18 protein-coding genes are annotated in these 15,334 nt (G+C 56.8%); all 18 read right to left on the reverse strand.

What is annotated here, in order from left to right; translation table 11 throughout:
- Nucleotides 1-154 precede the first annotated feature (154 nt).
- Nucleotides 155-859 carry an AAA family ATPase gene (locus V1475_RS04000; protein WP_479411722.1) on the reverse strand — a complete coding sequence of 235 codons (705 nt, stop codon included), beginning with the start codon at nt 857-859 and terminating at the stop codon, nt 155-157.
- Between the two features lie 8 nt (nt 860-867).
- Entirely contained in the window at nt 868-1,248 is a 381-nt protein-coding gene (locus V1475_RS04005; protein WP_479411723.1) for a hypothetical protein, read from the reverse strand.
- A gap of 34 nt (nt 1,249-1,282) precedes the next feature.
- Nucleotides 1,283-1,855: a hypothetical protein gene (locus V1475_RS04010; RefSeq protein ID WP_479411724.1), complete on the reverse strand. Its 573-nt coding sequence runs from the start codon at nt 1,853-1,855 to the stop codon at nt 1,283-1,285.
- 24 nt (nt 1,856-1,879) lie between these two features.
- On the reverse strand, nt 1,880-2,557 hold the full coding sequence (locus tag V1475_RS04015) for a hypothetical protein (RefSeq protein ID WP_479411725.1): 678 nt from the start codon (nt 2,555-2,557) through the stop codon (nt 1,880-1,882).
- Nucleotides 2,557-2,712 carry a hypothetical protein gene (locus V1475_RS04020; protein WP_479411726.1) on the reverse strand — a complete coding sequence of 52 codons (156 nt, stop codon included), beginning with the start codon at nt 2,710-2,712 and terminating at the stop codon, nt 2,557-2,559. The genes V1475_RS04015 and V1475_RS04020 overlap by 1 nt, the downstream gene beginning before the upstream one ends.
- 114 nt (nt 2,713-2,826) lie before the next feature.
- Nucleotides 2,827-4,023, reverse strand: coding sequence for an NAD(P)/FAD-dependent oxidoreductase (locus V1475_RS04025; protein WP_479413951.1), 1,197 nt, complete (start codon nt 4,021-4,023; stop codon nt 2,827-2,829).
- Nucleotides 4,024-4,026: 3 nt separating this feature from the next.
- Nucleotides 4,027-4,215, reverse strand: a complete 189-nt coding sequence (locus V1475_RS04030; protein WP_479411727.1) for a ferredoxin — start codon at nt 4,213-4,215, stop codon at nt 4,027-4,029.
- A gap of 12 nt (nt 4,216-4,227) precedes the next feature.
- Complete coding sequence (locus V1475_RS04035) at nt 4,228-5,541, reverse strand: cytochrome P450 (protein ID WP_479411728.1); 1,314 nt, start codon at nt 5,539-5,541, stop codon at nt 4,228-4,230.
- A 306-nt stretch (nt 5,542-5,847) separates the two neighbouring features.
- Nucleotides 5,848-6,498, reverse strand: a complete 651-nt coding sequence (locus V1475_RS04040; protein WP_479411729.1) for a TetR/AcrR family transcriptional regulator — start codon at nt 6,496-6,498, stop codon at nt 5,848-5,850.
- 36 nt (nt 6,499-6,534) lie between these two features.
- Entirely contained in the window at nt 6,535-7,326 is a 792-nt protein-coding gene (locus V1475_RS04045; RefSeq protein WP_479411730.1) for a GntR family transcriptional regulator, read from the reverse strand.
- Nucleotides 7,327-7,508: 182 nt separating this feature from the next.
- Nucleotides 7,509-9,116, reverse strand: coding sequence for a class I adenylate-forming enzyme family protein (locus tag V1475_RS04050; RefSeq protein WP_479411731.1), 1,608 nt, complete (start codon nt 9,114-9,116; stop codon nt 7,509-7,511).
- A gap of 20 nt (nt 9,117-9,136) precedes the next feature.
- Nucleotides 9,137-10,123, reverse strand: coding sequence for an alpha/beta fold hydrolase (locus tag V1475_RS04055; protein ID WP_479411732.1), 987 nt, complete (start codon nt 10,121-10,123; stop codon nt 9,137-9,139).
- Between the two features lie 135 nt (nt 10,124-10,258).
- Entirely contained in the window at nt 10,259-10,960 is a 702-nt protein-coding gene (locus tag V1475_RS04060; RefSeq protein WP_479411733.1) for an ABC transporter ATP-binding protein, read from the reverse strand.
- A complete protein-coding gene (locus tag V1475_RS04065; RefSeq protein ID WP_479411734.1) occupies nt 10,960-11,748 on the reverse strand; it encodes an ABC transporter ATP-binding protein in 789 nt (262 codons plus the stop codon). The genes V1475_RS04060 and V1475_RS04065 overlap by 1 nt, the downstream gene beginning before the upstream one ends.
- Nucleotides 11,748-12,722, reverse strand: coding sequence for a branched-chain amino acid ABC transporter permease (locus V1475_RS04070; RefSeq protein WP_479411735.1), 975 nt, complete (start codon nt 12,720-12,722; stop codon nt 11,748-11,750). Before V1475_RS04070 ends, V1475_RS04065 begins: the two co-directional genes overlap by 1 nt.
- A 4-nt stretch (nt 12,723-12,726) precedes the next feature.
- A complete protein-coding gene (locus tag V1475_RS04075; RefSeq protein ID WP_479411736.1) occupies nt 12,727-13,650 on the reverse strand; it encodes a branched-chain amino acid ABC transporter permease in 924 nt (307 codons plus the stop codon).
- Nucleotides 13,651-13,750: 100 nt separating this feature from the next.
- Nucleotides 13,751-14,158 (reverse strand): PaaI family thioesterase, encoded by a 408-nt coding sequence (locus tag V1475_RS04080; RefSeq protein WP_479411737.1) that lies wholly within the window; start codon nt 14,156-14,158, stop codon nt 13,751-13,753.
- A 3-nt stretch (nt 14,159-14,161) separates the two neighbouring features.
- Nucleotides 14,162-15,172 carry an NADPH:quinone oxidoreductase family protein gene (locus V1475_RS04085; protein ID WP_479411738.1) on the reverse strand — a complete coding sequence of 337 codons (1,011 nt, stop codon included), beginning with the start codon at nt 15,170-15,172 and terminating at the stop codon, nt 14,162-14,164.
- Between the last annotated feature and the right edge of the window lie 162 nt (nt 15,173-15,334).

Genomic DNA, 15,334 nt, shown 5'->3' on the forward strand with positions numbered 1-15,334 from the left:
GATTCTCCGTCGATTTGCAAATTTTGAGACACCGCGCCAAAACCTGCCTGCGCAGGGCGCTTTGTGTCATTGGACCATAAGAATACCGATTTCAACGGCTCAAAAAACGAATCATCCGCAACCGATTGAGATAACATCTTAATTTCTGCCCGTCTTAGATGTTGGAGCAATTGCAAACGCCGCTTCTAGCGCCTTTAAAGCCGATCAAACGAAAAAGGGCCCGCGTATTGAGCGCGTCAAACGCCAGCCCGGCCTTATCCGCATAAGCATGACAAAGGCTGACCATCTCCGCCAGATCAGCGGAGCGATGCAGCGTAACCTCGGGAAACGAGATCGGTCGCATCAAATAGGCCAGTTGCTCTTCACTGGTTATGTACTTTATGTACTGCATCAGGCTATCGACGCCGGAGAGGATCAGCATGAGCGGCCATTCCGGTTGCTTCAAAAGAGATTTGAAGCTGTCCAAGATCATCGCCCGCGCTTCTCCGGTCACGCGGGGAAAGATGTGCTGACATTCGTCATAGTGGATGCCGATCACACCTTGTTCTCGGGCCTGAATCACGACACGCTCCCAGACTTCCCACTGTGTCAATCGCCCGATTGCGGGGTAGTTCAGCCCCTGATCCAAAGTGTGGATCCCGAGATCCTTCCACGAGAGCAGACCTTTCAAGACAACCGATACAAAGCGCGCGGGCCGGCCATCCGGCATGATCGTGGAGCCATCGTTTAAGGCGTCGATCTGGCGCCGGATTTCAGTCGACTTGCCGGTGCGGGACGAGCCCGTGACCAGCAAACCACGCGCCTCGAAAGGTCGGTGTAGGGAGGCTTTGGCGTAATAGTCTGTGACCATCCAGACCATGTCGTCCCTCAGACGATCCGCCCTAGGGAAGCTGTAATGCGCTGCCTTGAGTGTCGAAATGCTGCCAGCCGCCGAAACTCATGACAGTTTACCCTTCGTATCGGGCTTCGGCAGGGCCTCTGCGTTTTTTGGCCGGTATAGCCGTGAATAAAATTGATCAGAATGCTCTCCAAAGAGCCGAGCATCCGTTCAAGGAAGGGTTTGTCGATGCCGTGGTAGCTGCGGGCGTCAACGCTCTGCCCGAGTACGCCGACGGTGGCCGCTTTCACAGATGCATTGCGCAGGCCGGAGCCGTTATCCCCGACGATAGAGCCCGTACCGACGGCGGGCATGGGGTCATTCTCGCACCTATACACGATCTTCTCTCGCGTTTTGTCACGCGTGGCCATTCGCAAGGCATCCAGCGTTGCGTGCTGTGACGGGCTATCCGTCAGAACCCAGGCCAGTGGCATGCGGGTCGCTACATCCAGGACGAGAACCAGCCAGAGCCATCTCGTCATAGCCAGACTCGATATAGCGCTGCCTATAACCTCGCGGCGGTATGGCGACCATTTTCGTCGAGCCGCCGCGCAGCGCATAGGAAATCGGACGTGTCTTATAGATTTGCCCCGCCACTTCGCGGATGATCCGCTGGTTATGAGGTTGATCGATGGATGTCGGCGTCACTTTGACCCCGGATTGCTCCAAATGATCAATGCCCAGGCAAAGCGCCCTCCGAAAATCGATCTGATCCTGAAGTTCCTCGGAGCGCTGTTCGCGGTAGTGTCGGCCACCGTTGCGCACTCTTGCTGCCGCGGAACTCGTTGTCAGCTGACCGATGCTGGAACAATCAGGCCGCCTGAGCCAGGACAGTGCCTCATTATAGGTGATGATTTCCACGCGACCGCTATCGGCATGTTCGGCGCGGTAGTGCCCATCGCCGTTAGGATACAAAACCCTGCTTTTGCCAGACAACTTCAACTGCAAGCCTGCGGGAATAACGGAATTCAGCTTCATGACTGTGGCCTCCAGATACGGGAGTTAAAGCAGATGACGGCGTTGAGATTGGCCTGAAGCCTGTTGGCTGCGATCAGACGAAGGCAGGCCCGGAAAATCCGATGGGGCGTGATGTCGAGATGCGAGATAAGATCGCATCCGCCAAAGCGTCCTCAAACGTTCGATGGTATCTTCGACCATGACATCCGCAACGGGATCGGGCTCGAAGGCCAAGAAGCAAGGCATCCGACGTAGGTTTTCGCGGTAGGGGCGTGAGAAGGCCTCCGCCTCAACGACGGCAAATTCATGCGCTTCGCTTTCGGGCACGGCCTCGACGATTGCATCGATTTCGTCTTGCACCCAAGGCTTCAGAAGACTGCCTCTATTGCGGACGAAGACAAACCGGCGCAGTCCAGAATCAAAAGTGATCCGCTGATCGATAGTATGCCATGCTGTGCGCCCTGTCGGGTGGCGATAGGGGAAGCTCACCGGCTGGAATTCGACATCATCGACACCCGGAGTGATGAGGGTTTTCTCCGCCACTGCCAATTCAGCGCCGCTCTCTGCCAAACCAACACGGGGTTGCCATCTATTGGCCTTCGTTTTGTAGGTAAAGCTGGTCTTATGGGATGTGCTGCTCACCGTGATCGGATTGCGGACACCTGAGAAGGGCAAAACCCCATGGATATCCGGCAGGGTGATCTTGCCGACAGACAGTGACATTATTGTCCGGTTCGCGCGAACGAACCGGAGATTGCCTTGAGCGGTGTCGATTTCCCGGCGCTGTTGGCACCGATAATCGTGGTGATCACGCCAAATTCGACTTGCAGAGCAACGACACCGGAATAGTCGAATGTCAAATCGAATACTTCGAGCATTACACACCCAATATCGCGGCTACAGCCGAAAAAAGCACAGCAACCCCGGGTCAGAAGCTGACCATGCACATCCAAAAACCGACATTTTCAGCAAGGTATGAGCCAGAGCCACAGTTATGTATGTGCTTGGTATCTCGTGCGATAGTCTTCTTCCATTTGACGACGGTATCTCGCGAGTTTAGGCGCCATATTGATCGCTATTGCACCAACCAGTGTGTTGTCTTTCCAGCATTCTGCGAGGAATTTCCGATCCTCAAGAGCGCCCGCAACCACGTCAATGCGATCAGCATCCGCGGGACGACCGATTGACTGAAGCTTGAGCGCGAATTGATCTGACCAAAAAGATGGAAGCGGCACATAGCTCCCCTCACGCGCCCCGATCAGCGTCAGCGCCGCAGCGGCTCCTTGCTCAGTCGCATTGGTCCAGTGCTCTATGCGTATTTCTGCATTCTCAAAGGCCGGATGCGGCCAGATTGCAATATCGCCGGCAGCCGCAATCCGACCCCCGCCGTTCCGAGCAAGACACCGGTCATCACAAACCACCCCATTGCGCAAATCCAACCCCGAATTCTCAAGCCACTCCGTCGCGGCCTTAGATCCGACGGCCACGAGCACGAGATCGGCCTTAATGGTCTCGCCACCTTCCAGAGCAACGCCCGTGACATGTTCGGTGCCCTCAAATCCGGTCACGCGCGCTCCGAAACGGAAGCGGACGCCTTCCTCTTGATGGACATCGCTGAAGAGTTTTGAAATTTCCGACGGCAGAACGCGCGCCATCGGGCGTTCCATCTGGTCGATCACGATGACGTCGAGGTCCCGCATCTTTGCGCTTGCGGCCACTTCGCAGCCAATAAACCCGGCACCGACAATCGCGATCTTTTTGCCCGGTTGCATTTCTGCGCTCATGGCCTTGGCGTCGTCAATGGTGCGCAGCGTGTAGATGCCTGAAAGCCCGACATTGGGGATCGGCGGCACGAAAGGCGTCACGCCGGTGGCAATGAGCAAACGGTCATATGGCAATACCTCACCATCAGCCAGCGTGATCTGACGCCCGGCAATATCGAGACCTGTTGCGGCGGCACCAAGGCGCCATGTCAGCTCAAGATTATCCTCAACCGGAAAGAACAGTTCCTCGAAGGACTGGCTCCCGGTGAGGATTTGTTTGGAGAGCGGCGGACGATTATAGGGTCGGTGCGCTTCATCCCCCACGAGGGTGATGTCGCCCTTATAGCCGTTGTCACGAAGCGCTTCCGCCGCGCGCAGACCCGTGAGGGAAGCGCCGACGATGACAAATCGTTCGCAGGTCTCCATCACTCATTCCACCTTGATGGCAAGCTGCGGGCAGGCTTTTGCGGCTTTTTCGACGCGGGCGCGATCTGCTTCCGGCACGTTCTCGGAGTAACGCAGCTCATCATCCTCATCGAACCAGAATTCTTTCGGGGCGACGAACACACATTGGCCGTGATATTCGCACAGGTCCATATCGACAGTTACTTTGGGCATTGTAAGACCTCCTCAGGCGTCTTCGGTTTGGGGGATAACATCAAAGGCAATGTGCAGGGTCTTGAACCCGCGCACACCGAACAGCGGGTTGCGCTCCGGGGTGGTCCCTTCGGCAATCCGCAGGTTTTTCACCCGCGAAAGCAGCACGCGGATGGCAATCATCCCTTCGCGGCGGGCAATCGTCTGACCGGCACAGGCGTGGATGCCGCGGCCAAACGCCATATGCAGCGTCTCGCGGTTGTCACGATCGACGTCGAGCACCTCGCCATTGTCGTAATAGGCCTCGTCACGGTTGGCCGACCCGAAGTTGAGCATGAGCTTCGCGCCGGCGGGGATGCTGACACCGCCCACTTCGACGGGCTCAAGTGCGATCCTGTACATGGATTGCAGCGGCGCTTCATGGCGCAGGTTCTCTTCGAGGAAGTTCTGCAACAGGTCCTGTTCGTTGCGCAGGCGGTCTTCGAGGCCCTCTGTCGTGGCAATGGCATAGACGAGGTTCGAGATGAAGTTGATCGTGCTCTCGTTACCGCCGACGAGCACCTGAGAACAGATGTTGATCACTTCGGCATCGGTCAGCGGGCGTTCGTCTTCGGGTTTGTCGAGAAGCTTGCCGATAAAACAGTCGGAGCCTTCGGTGCGGGCCTTCTTCATGCGTCCGAGTACGAAATCTTCGAACACAAGCGTATCAAGAGCGGCATTCATGACCGTCTCTTCCGGCACATGGCCGGTCAGCGCGGAAAAGAAATTGTCCGACCAGCCCTTCATTTCGTAGACCTCTTTTTCGGTCACGTCGAAAATCATGCTGACCAGCGCCATTGGCAGCGGGATCGAAAACTGGGAAACGCATTCAAACTGGCCCGTATCGACAAAGCGGTCGATGAAGCCGTTGACGCGCTCTTTAATCGTTGGCCCGAAGGTGCGGAGAGTTTTGGCGGGGGCGAGGGCGCGCTGAACCACTTTGCGGTGGAACGCGTGAACCGGCGGATCGGCGAGGATCAGCGTGCGCTGACGCGGCAGGGCCTTCGATTTTTTGAGAACCTCAAGTGCGGCGGGAAAATCGCGATAGGCGTTGCCGCTCGACAGAGCCTCTTTCGAGGTAAACTTCTCGGGATTTGAGAGGACTTGATCCACATCGTCATAACGGCTGACGATCCAGAGGTTTTGATCTGGCAGATAATGGACAGGGTCCTCAGCCCGCACTTTGGTATAGGCGTGGTATGGGCATTCGAGAGCGTCTGGCGAAAGCAGTGTGATCTCATTGATGCTGGGAGACCCCGAGAAGGGGCATCCGCCCTCTGCGGGAGTTTGGGCTTTGGCGTCTGTCATCGCAATGCACCTTTCCTGTTGTTTCGACTTTGGGCCGTTTGTCTGAGCCTCGGGACATCTAAGCCGCGCTTGCGACGCATACCGTGCTCCGATCCTCAGCCCTTTAGTAGCGACCGACTGGTCGGTCTGTAATATACATGCAGTATTATAATTCTCCCGACCCCTGTCAATTTTCTTCTGAGGCGTTTCGCAATCCCGCACGATTTTTGCGCATTTTCTAGGCAGATTTTAAGAAATCAACCGGCTGAAAAGGGGAGGGTGCACAAAATCACAGTACCGAATCCGAAACGGAATGAGCCGTGGCGTTTAGGCCTGACCTGTTCTTTCAGGCATCAGAACACCCATTCCCAACATCGCCCAGAACGCATCGCCAATTTCGCGGATGTCAAAATTCCCTGTCGGACGATACCAGAAATAGGCCCACCCCGTCATCCCGTCGAGCGCCAGCATCAAGAGGTGGCTGTCGACATCGGGTTTGATGGTCCCTTCGACTTTGGCGGCATCAATAAGCGCGCGCACGCGGCGACGGTAATCTTCGGCCATGCGCGTCAGACCTTCGAAGGTACGGGTGCCCAAGATTGCGCGCTCCTGCCAGGTCACTGTGAAAAGGTCCTGGTGCTGCGCGACGGCTTCGAGACGGGAAATCACATAGTGATGAAGCTTCGGACCGGCCGCTGTTTTATTCTGTTCAACCGCATCGAGATGGTTCAGCAGGATCTCACCCGAGAGCTGCGCAATTACATGCAGGATCGTATCCTTGCTCGGCCAATGATGATAGAGACCCGGCTTGGACAGCCCTACGGCGGCCGCGATCTCGCTCATGGAGACGGCAGCAAAGCCTCTCTCGCGAAACAGCGCCGCCGCAGCGTCAATGGTTTGACGGCGCCCATATGGGCCCTCGTCGAGATAGTCGCGCAACCCGTAATCCAGTCCGGTTTTTATCGTTGTGGACGCCATTGGCTTTGCCCTCTCTTACGCGTATCGCTCGCGGGCTCAACCTAGTCGATTGGCGAAGAAATCGGTCGGCTTCGAACGAAACGCTTCTCGTTCGTGCACGAATTCCGCGACCCGATCACAGAACAGCTGCGTGTGTATTTTGCTGAGTTCCTCAAGCTTGTCTGCCTCGCCTTGCTCAATAAGAGCAAGCATTTCTTTGTGCTCGTCATAGACGCGATGATAATAGCCATCGCGCACACTGGGCTGGCTGCGCGCCTTTTCAAACATCAGATAGGTCAACCGAAGTGTATAATTCAACGCCGTTGTATAGGCCTCGGCCAAGAAACTGTTGCCGGAGGCTTCGCCGATCCGCAAATGGAACCGATGGTTCATTTCTGTCATGGTTTTATGGTCGTAGGCATCCGCTGCGGCGAGATATGCTTCGTTTATCTCATGCAGTTCCTGCAAAATCTTTGGCGTATGGCACTGCGTGGCAAGGCGCAGAACAGCCGCCTGATAGAGATCCATTGCCTCGAAGATGCGGGGAACCTCCTCGATGCTGATCAGTTCGACAAAATGGCCGCGATTGGCGGAAAACCGTACGAGCCGATCGGATTGCAGGCGGATCAGGGCTTCGCGAATAGGGGTGCGGGAGACGCCGAAGCGTTTTTCCAGCAGGGTTTCGTCGAGATAGGCACCCGGCTTAGCCTCGAGTGTCAAAATCTCGTCACGCAAGGCGTCGTAGACGGTCTGCGTTGCCTGTCCGCGTGGACGCCCGCGCTTTCCGCGTTTTTCGATCTCGGCGAGACCGAAGCTCTCCTCGGCATTGGTGATCTTCGTTTTCGCCATGTCCAACCTCTCCTCACTGCACCTACTGCGCTTATTATTTCTCTGTCCCTGCGGCCATCCAATCATAATCAAGGCGCAGAGCGTCTTAAAAACTCATCTTATATATTTAGAAAGGCGGCCCGACCGCAAGTTCATGCTGTCGGGCCGCCTTTTCGCTATGCCAGAAAGCGGACGTGCCGGTCTCAGGCCTCTTCATCCTCAAGCTTTTTGCGAATATCGGCAACCAACACGGGCTTGATGATCTTGCGCGTGGGGGTCATCGGCATTTCATCCAGGATTTCAAGGCGCTCGGGCCACCGCATCTTCCCAATATGCTTGCTTTCGAGGAACTCACAAAGTTGCGGCAGATCGAGAGTTTCTCCAGCCTTGAGAACCGCATAGGCACAGATACGCTCACCCAGAACCGGGTCGGGCATCGGCACGAGCGCCGATTGCACAACCGACGGGTGCGCATCCACAAGGCTCTCGATGTCGGACGGGTTAATCTTGATCGAGCCACGATTGATGATGTCCTTCGACCGGCCTGTGATCATGATATTACCCGCTTCGTCGAGCATGGCGAGATCCCCGGTGCGGAACCAGCCGTCTTCCGTAAAGGCGCTTTCATTGGCGGCGGGGTTTTCATGATATTCGCCAAGCACGGAATACCCCGAAAGCTGCATTTCACCCTCTTGCCCAACGGGCAGTTCAACACCTTCTCGGCTCATGATCCGAATATTGAGACCCTTGGCGAGTTTCCCGACGGTGCCATGCCGGATTTCCGGCGGATCGTTGGGGTCGGTCTGGGTCGCGAGCGCCATTTCGGTCATGCCGAACAAATTGCCCACACGGCCATTGGGCAACAGCGCTTCAAAGGCCTCTGCAACTTTCGGCGGACAGATCGAGCCACCAACGATCACATCGCGCACAGTGACAGGCGGCTTGTTCTCCATGGCACCGCTTTTGAGCGTGGCGGCAAGGTGCGCAGGTGCGGAGTAAACCACGGTGGGGGCCATATCTGTCAGGTAGTGTGCGTAGATCTCGGGCGAAAACAGCGGGATCGGAACAATGGCTGCGCCGGAATAAATCGCATTCCCGGCACAGGAGAGGCCGAACACATGGGTGAGCGGCGGCGCAATCATGATCCGGTCAGCCTCTGTCATCGAGAGCATTTCCGAAAAGAGACGCGCGTTTTCAGTGATGATGTCCTGCGTGCGCAGCACCGCTTTCGGCGCTGCCGAGGTCCCGGAGGTGAAGCAGAGCGCCAATTCGCCATTGGCCGTCGGCACCGGAGGCAGCGGCTTGCCGCGGTTTTCGTCAATCAGCGTTTGGTAGCAAATCTCACCCTCGGATGCCTCACAGCCGACAACGATGATATGGTCCATCGTGCCCGTTTCAGCCGCCAGAAGTGCCATCGTTTCCGGGCCGTTGTATTTACCGACCCGCGCTGTCAGAACCGCTTTCGGACGCGAGAACTTCACCAGCGGGCGAAGCTCTTCCTGACGGTAGGGCATGTGATAGGTCGTGAGGACGCATCCGGAGATTTGGCAAGCGAAATAGGCGGTCACAAATTCCGGAGAAGACGGGATCTGAATCGCAACGCGATCGCCGGTTTTAAGCCCCAGAGCCTGAAGCCCGGCAGCGAGTGCTTCGGCCTGATCCAAGAGTTCGGCATAGCTCAGGCTGCCGTGATCGTGGGTGTCGACGGCCAGTGCCTCGGGTTGGACGGACGTCCAGTATCGCAGCGCTTCGAGTATGGTCTCGAACCGCTGTGGCTGGACGGGCGTCGGGGATTGTGTATTTGGAAGCATTCGTTTTCTCCCTTGCGCGCTTATGCTTGGTTATCTGCGGGATGTTTCCCGCTTTTATTTTTCTTCACGAAGTCAAAGACATGCTTTGCGCAGAGCTCAGGCTCTTGCAGCTGCATGAAATGGTTGGTGCCCGCCACCGGCGTGATCGGAAAACCGAACTGCATCGCCATGATCTCTGCAATGTCGGTCAGATAGGGCATGTCATGGCTTGCACGATCTCCTGTGATGATCTGAACAGGCGTTTTCACATTCGACAGGCCGTCCCAATACTGGTGCAGGTCATTGGCCTTGATGAAATTGAGCGCCTCCGCCTCGGGCATGAGCACAAGCTCCCACGGCTCCTCGGGATTGGCACCGTTCTCAAACACGGAGCCCGCCGCGAGACGCTCAATCGAAGATTTGGAAATCCCCGCAAAACTCGGGGCCCGCTCAAAGGAGGCGGCGAGTTTTGCGGGGGAGGGGAACGTCCGGCGTCGTTTCGCGGCACGCGCCGACATCGATACCTGAATCTGATCGAAGTTTTCCATAACATCCGATTGAACCGCCGGGCGTACCGGAGGTTCAAAAAGGGTCAATGTCGCCCAAGGGCTTGGAGTCAGTGATTGAGCGATGAGAGTGCAGGCCGACGCCATGGAGTGAAACGCGCCATGCGTTTCTTTCTCTCCGAAGGTTTCCGAAATGGCTTTATAGATCAGCGGAATATCCGCAATGTAGCGGGGCCAGGGGTCGACAGGATGCGGGCCCTGCGGGCTCAAGCCATGATTGCGCATATCGAAGGCTACGACTTCGAATTCTGCCGCAAGCGCTGCGCCGAATTCGGCAAATCCGTCTACGGCCAACCCGTTTCCGTGCGAGATCACGATGCGCTTGTCTTTGGGACCAGACCAGCGACGAAAGGCAATTTTTGCCCCGTCGTCCATCTCACAGAAATGGGTCTCACATGTGGCCAGGTCGATCGGCTTTGTCATCTCAGATCCTTGTTGTCGGTGCCAGGTTAGCGGCTGCATTCATTAAATACTTTAAGTATAAAAATAGAAAGCGCGCTGTCCGGCTTCTTGTTTTCTTCGCCTCATTTTTCTGGCATGTGCCCAAAAATGCGGCGATATGGCGCGACCCGTGATCGGGGCGCACCGTTTGGGCACTTAAAGCGACAGGCAGCGTCGCGCTTCGCTCTCGGGATCGGCCAGTTCCGCCGAGTCGCCGGACCATGCCAGCGCCCCCTTTTGCAGAATGTTGTGGCGATCGCCGAGCTTGCAGAGCGGCTTGAGACTCTTGTCGATCACAAGAATGGTCAGGTCCTCGGCCTTGAGCGCCTGCAGCGCCATCCAGATTTCGCGCCGGACAACAGGAGCGAGACCTTCCGTCGCTTCGTCCAAAATAAGAAACCTCGGCTTGGTCATCAGCGCCCGTCCGATGGCGAGCATCTGTTGCTCCCCACCCGACAGAAGATTGGCAAAAGATGATTTGCGCTCCGCCAATCGTGGAAACAATGCGTAGATCTTGTCCATCTCAATTTTGCGCTCTTTCGCGGCATTCGCGCGCGCCGTCGCAACTAGGTTTTCAACCACGGTCAAAGTCGGAAAGACCTGACGACCCTCGGGGACCAACGCGACCCCCATATTGGCGATCTTATGGGGGGCAAGCCCGTTGATCCGTGTGCCATTGAGGACAATATCGCCTTTGATCTTGTCAGTGAGACCAAAGAGCGTGCGGATGGTCGTGGTTTTGCCCATCCCATTCTTGCCCAATAGCGTCGTCACAGTACCGCTTTCGACTTCCAATTCGAGATCAAAGAGGACCTGACTGTCTTCATAGCTGGCGGAAACGCGGTCGAAGGTCAGCATCAGAAATCATCCTCATCCGAAAGATAAGCGGCTTGTACTTCCGCCGAATTGCGCACTGCCTCAGGCGTGCCTGTCATCAGCACATTACCGTTCACCATCACGGTGATTTCGTCGGCGAGGCTGAAAACCGCGTCCATATCGTGCTCGATCAACAGGATTGGGGTCTTACCGCGCAAACGGTGTTGAATCATCTCGACAAGCGCAAGCGCATCGGCCGTGGAAAGCCCTGCCAAGGGTTCGTCGAGCAACAGGATCGACGGCTCCGAAATAATCGCCATAGCAAGCTCAAGCCGCCGCCGATCGCCATGCGACAGGGAGGCAGGAACAGCATCGGCTTTGGCCGTCAGGCTGAAATCCTCAAGCACCGCATCAATCTCGGCCTCATAACGCTTTGTTGCCCCAAATCCCACCAGATCCACGAGCGAAAGCCGCGCGCGATCACGTGCTTCAAGGCTCAACAGTATGTTCTGGCGCAATGGAATATGCTGGAACAGCGCGGTGAGCTGATATGTCCGCAATAGACCACGTCGCGCGCGTTGATAGGGTTTGAGATGGCTGATGTTCTCTCCCCCAATCGCAACTGTCCCTGTGTTCGGCGTCAACTCACCCGACAACACCGAAACAAGCGTCGTCTTACCTGCTCCATTGGGGCCGATAAGCGCGTGAATTTCTCCCGGTTGCAGCGACAAGTTCACATTGTTCAGTGCCAGGATGCCACCGAAACGCACGGTGATATCCGTCAGTTGAAGCGCAGGCTGGATGGCTTTGGATACTGCGGTCTGTGTCATCAGTGCGCCTCCTCGAAATCAGGGGTCTTCGTGCGTTTGAGATGGAACACCCGCTCCACCAAGCCCCCCACGCCACGATGCAAAAACAGCACCACGAGGATCAGGACCGGGCCGAAGAAAAAAGGCCAGTGATTGGTGAACGAAGCCAGCGCATGTTCGAGCAGGATAAAAACGAACGCGCCGTAGACCGCTCCCATCCGCAGCCCCACACCGCCCAAGATCACAATGGCCAGAAGCTCACCGGAGCGCTGCCAGCTTGCATAACCCGGTGTCGCGAATTCGGATTGGTTTGCGAGCATCAGCCCCGCCAGCCCGCAGATCATCCCCGAGAGGACAAAGGCCAGCAGGCGCGTTCCGAAGACGTGAAAGCCAAGGGCCCCGGCCCGCTGGGAATTTTCGCGGGTCGCCAGAAGGCGCAGGCCGAAATCCGAATTGACGATCGCCGTCGTGATCCAGATCAGCACGAGCGCAAAGATCGCAATGAAGCCGTAGAAGTGCCACGTGGACCAGGGATCGTAAAATCCGAAGATCGTGCTGCGTTCATTGATGACCAGACCATCATCCCCACCAAACTTCGACGAGGACACTGCCGTGTAGTAAAAGATTTGCGCCAGAGCGAGCGTGATCATGATGAAATGCACCCCCGTGGTCCGGAGCGCGATCAGACCGATCACCAAGGCCACCATGCCACAGACGGCCAGCACGACCGGCACATGCACCCAGAGCGAGGTGATGTCGGCGTTGGACAATATACCGGTCGCATATGCGCCCAACCCGATGAAGACCGCGTGACCAAAGCTGACCATGCCGCCAAAGCCGAGGATGAGATTGAGACTGGCCGCAGCCACCGCAAATATCAACGCGCGTTCAAAAACATGAAGCACATAGGTATCGCCAGTTATCAGCGCATAGATCGGGCCGATCGCCACAGCGATGAGTGGCACGAGGAGAGTTTGAAGATCGAAACGTCCCATGTGATCAGCTCCGTTTCTGCATCGGCACAAGGCCTTCGGGGCGGAAAAAGAGCACCACGGCCATAAGAATATAGATCAACATTGAAGACAGCGCAGGACCCGCTTCGCTGGCCACACTGGGCGAGAGGACAAAGCCCAGAATATCGCGCAGAAAAGCCCGCCCAATCGTGTCGATCAGCCCGACGATCAGGGCCGCGACGAGCGCACCATTGATCGACCCGAGGCCGCCGATCACCACGACGACAAAAGACTGGATCAGGATGGCTTCCCCCATCCCGGGTTGCACGGACAGCAACGGTCCGGCCATGGCCCCCGCGAAGGCGGCCAGCAGGGCCCCGAGCCCGAAGACGAGCGTGTAAAGCAGTTTGATGTTCACCCCCAAGACCGACACCATCGTGCGGTTGGAGGCGCCCGCCCGCACCAACATCCCGATACGGGTGCGGTTGATCAGGAAGAACAGCCCCCCAGCCAAGACGATGCCCGAGAAGATCACCAAAAGCCGGTAAGACGGGTACGCAATGCCAAAGGGGAGATTGACCTGCGAAGACAGCGCTTCGGGCAGACCAGAGAAAATCGGCACAGACCCCCAGATCAGGCTCACTGCCTCATTGGCAAAGAGGATCATCCCGAAGGTGACGAGCACATGGTCGAGGTGGCTGCGGTTGTAGAGATGCCGGACCAAAAGGACTTCGAACAGCACCCCGATGACGAAAACCACAAGACAGGCGCCAAGAATCGCGGCGAAGAAATTCCCGAACACCCCCATAAAGGTGACCGAGAGATAGGCACCAAGCATGAACAGGGAGCCGTGGCTTAGGTTTATGAAATCCATGACGCCGAAGATCAGCGTCAATCCGGCTGCGATCAGGAACAGCAACACACCTAGCTGCAGGCCATTCAAGACCTGCTCGGCGAGCAGAGCAGTCATTTCTAGTCCTCTTACTGTTGGGCGGCCGCTTCGCGGCTCATTTATTGTTTTGTCCAGGTGTCTGGCCCTCTTGTCGGGACCGAGACGGAGCCGCGGCCCCCTAGGGGACCGTGCTTGGAAGCTTTGAGTATTGCGCCGCTGAGGTTGCGATGAGCTTATCGTTTTGCCAGATATCGGCGGTGGTAAAGGCGATGTTGCGTCCGGGTTTCAGTACCTTGCAGATCACATCGACAGGGGCGCCCAAACGACCGGCGCGCAGGAATTTCATCTCTTGCGCAAGTGTGACGCAATCTGCCGCGAAACTCAGCTTTGCGGCTTCGTACATGCCCACGTCGGAAATCGTCGAAAGCATCCCGCCGTGAAGAATGCCCAGAGGATTTGCGGCGACGGTGTTCGCTGAAATCCTGAGCACCACCCCGGTTTCCGTTTCTGCCAACTCTGCCACGCCGATGGCATTCATCAGCGCGTCGTTCTGGCGAAAGGGATGGAAGTCGGGGGTCATAGGCATGGATCAGTCCGCCGGATCAAGAGTGACGACGATTTTGCCCACGACTTTCTGGTCGCGAATGTCCTGTAGCCCTTGCATCAACTCGGTGAAAGGAATGGTCTTAGTGACATTGGCCACCGCTTTGCCCTCTGACATGAGACTCAGCCACCAATCGGTCCCCGCGCGCATCTGCTCAAGGGCATGGTCGAAATGAATATCGAGAGGGGCACCCATCACCGACAGGTTGTTATAGAGCAGGTAGTTCGTCTTGGCGGAGGGAATGTCACCTGAGGCAAAGCCCACGACTACCAGGCGGCCCGCAAATCCAAGGGCCCGCAGGCCTGCAGTGAACATGGCGCCACCGACCGTATCGACCATCACATCGGCGCCGCGATCATCGCCCCATACAGTGCGAACCTCGTTTTTGAAGAAGGTTTTGAGACCTTCCTCGGTTCGATCTGCAATGGTGAGTGCCTTGTTTGCGCCGCTGGCGAGAGCATGCTGTGCTTTCGCCTCAGACGACACAATTGCGACCACATCTGCCCCGAGATTGCGCGCGACTTGCACCGCTGCGGCACCGACACCGCCCGCAGCACCCGTCACAACGACGCGGTCACCGGCCTTTACGCCTGCGCGGATCGAAACGGCCACATAGGCTGTGTTGAAGACCGTGATCCCACCCGCAGCATCCACGGCTGAGACGCCGTCCGGACGATGGAAGACCCGGGTCACGGGCGCGGTCACGAGTTCGGCGAACGCACCGCTGAACGTTTGTGCCACCACCTTGTCGCCCGGTTTGAAATCGGTCACATTTTCACCAACCGAAACCACGGTTCCTGCACTGTCGCGGCCCGGAATGAAGGGCGGCTCGGGGCGCTTCTGATACAGCCCCTGCACCATCAGCAGATCTGGATAGTTGAGGCCGATCGCCTCAGTCCGGATGACCACCTCATCGGCTTTGTTCGTCGGAGACTCGACCTCCTGAAGCTGATGAGTTTCGGGTGCCCCATAGGCGTTGAGCTGATAGGCCCGCATCTGTCTCTCCTGTTATATACACGTAGTATTTAAAATAGACGGTACACGTTTCCGACCATTGGTCAAGCGCTTTGCAACGAATTCGCGACAGTTGAAGAAAATGCTTCTCTTTTAAATACACGAAGTATAATAATTAGTCACAAGGCGACGAAAACACATGAT

Source organism: Celeribacter sp. SCSIO 80838, assembly GCF_056498065.1.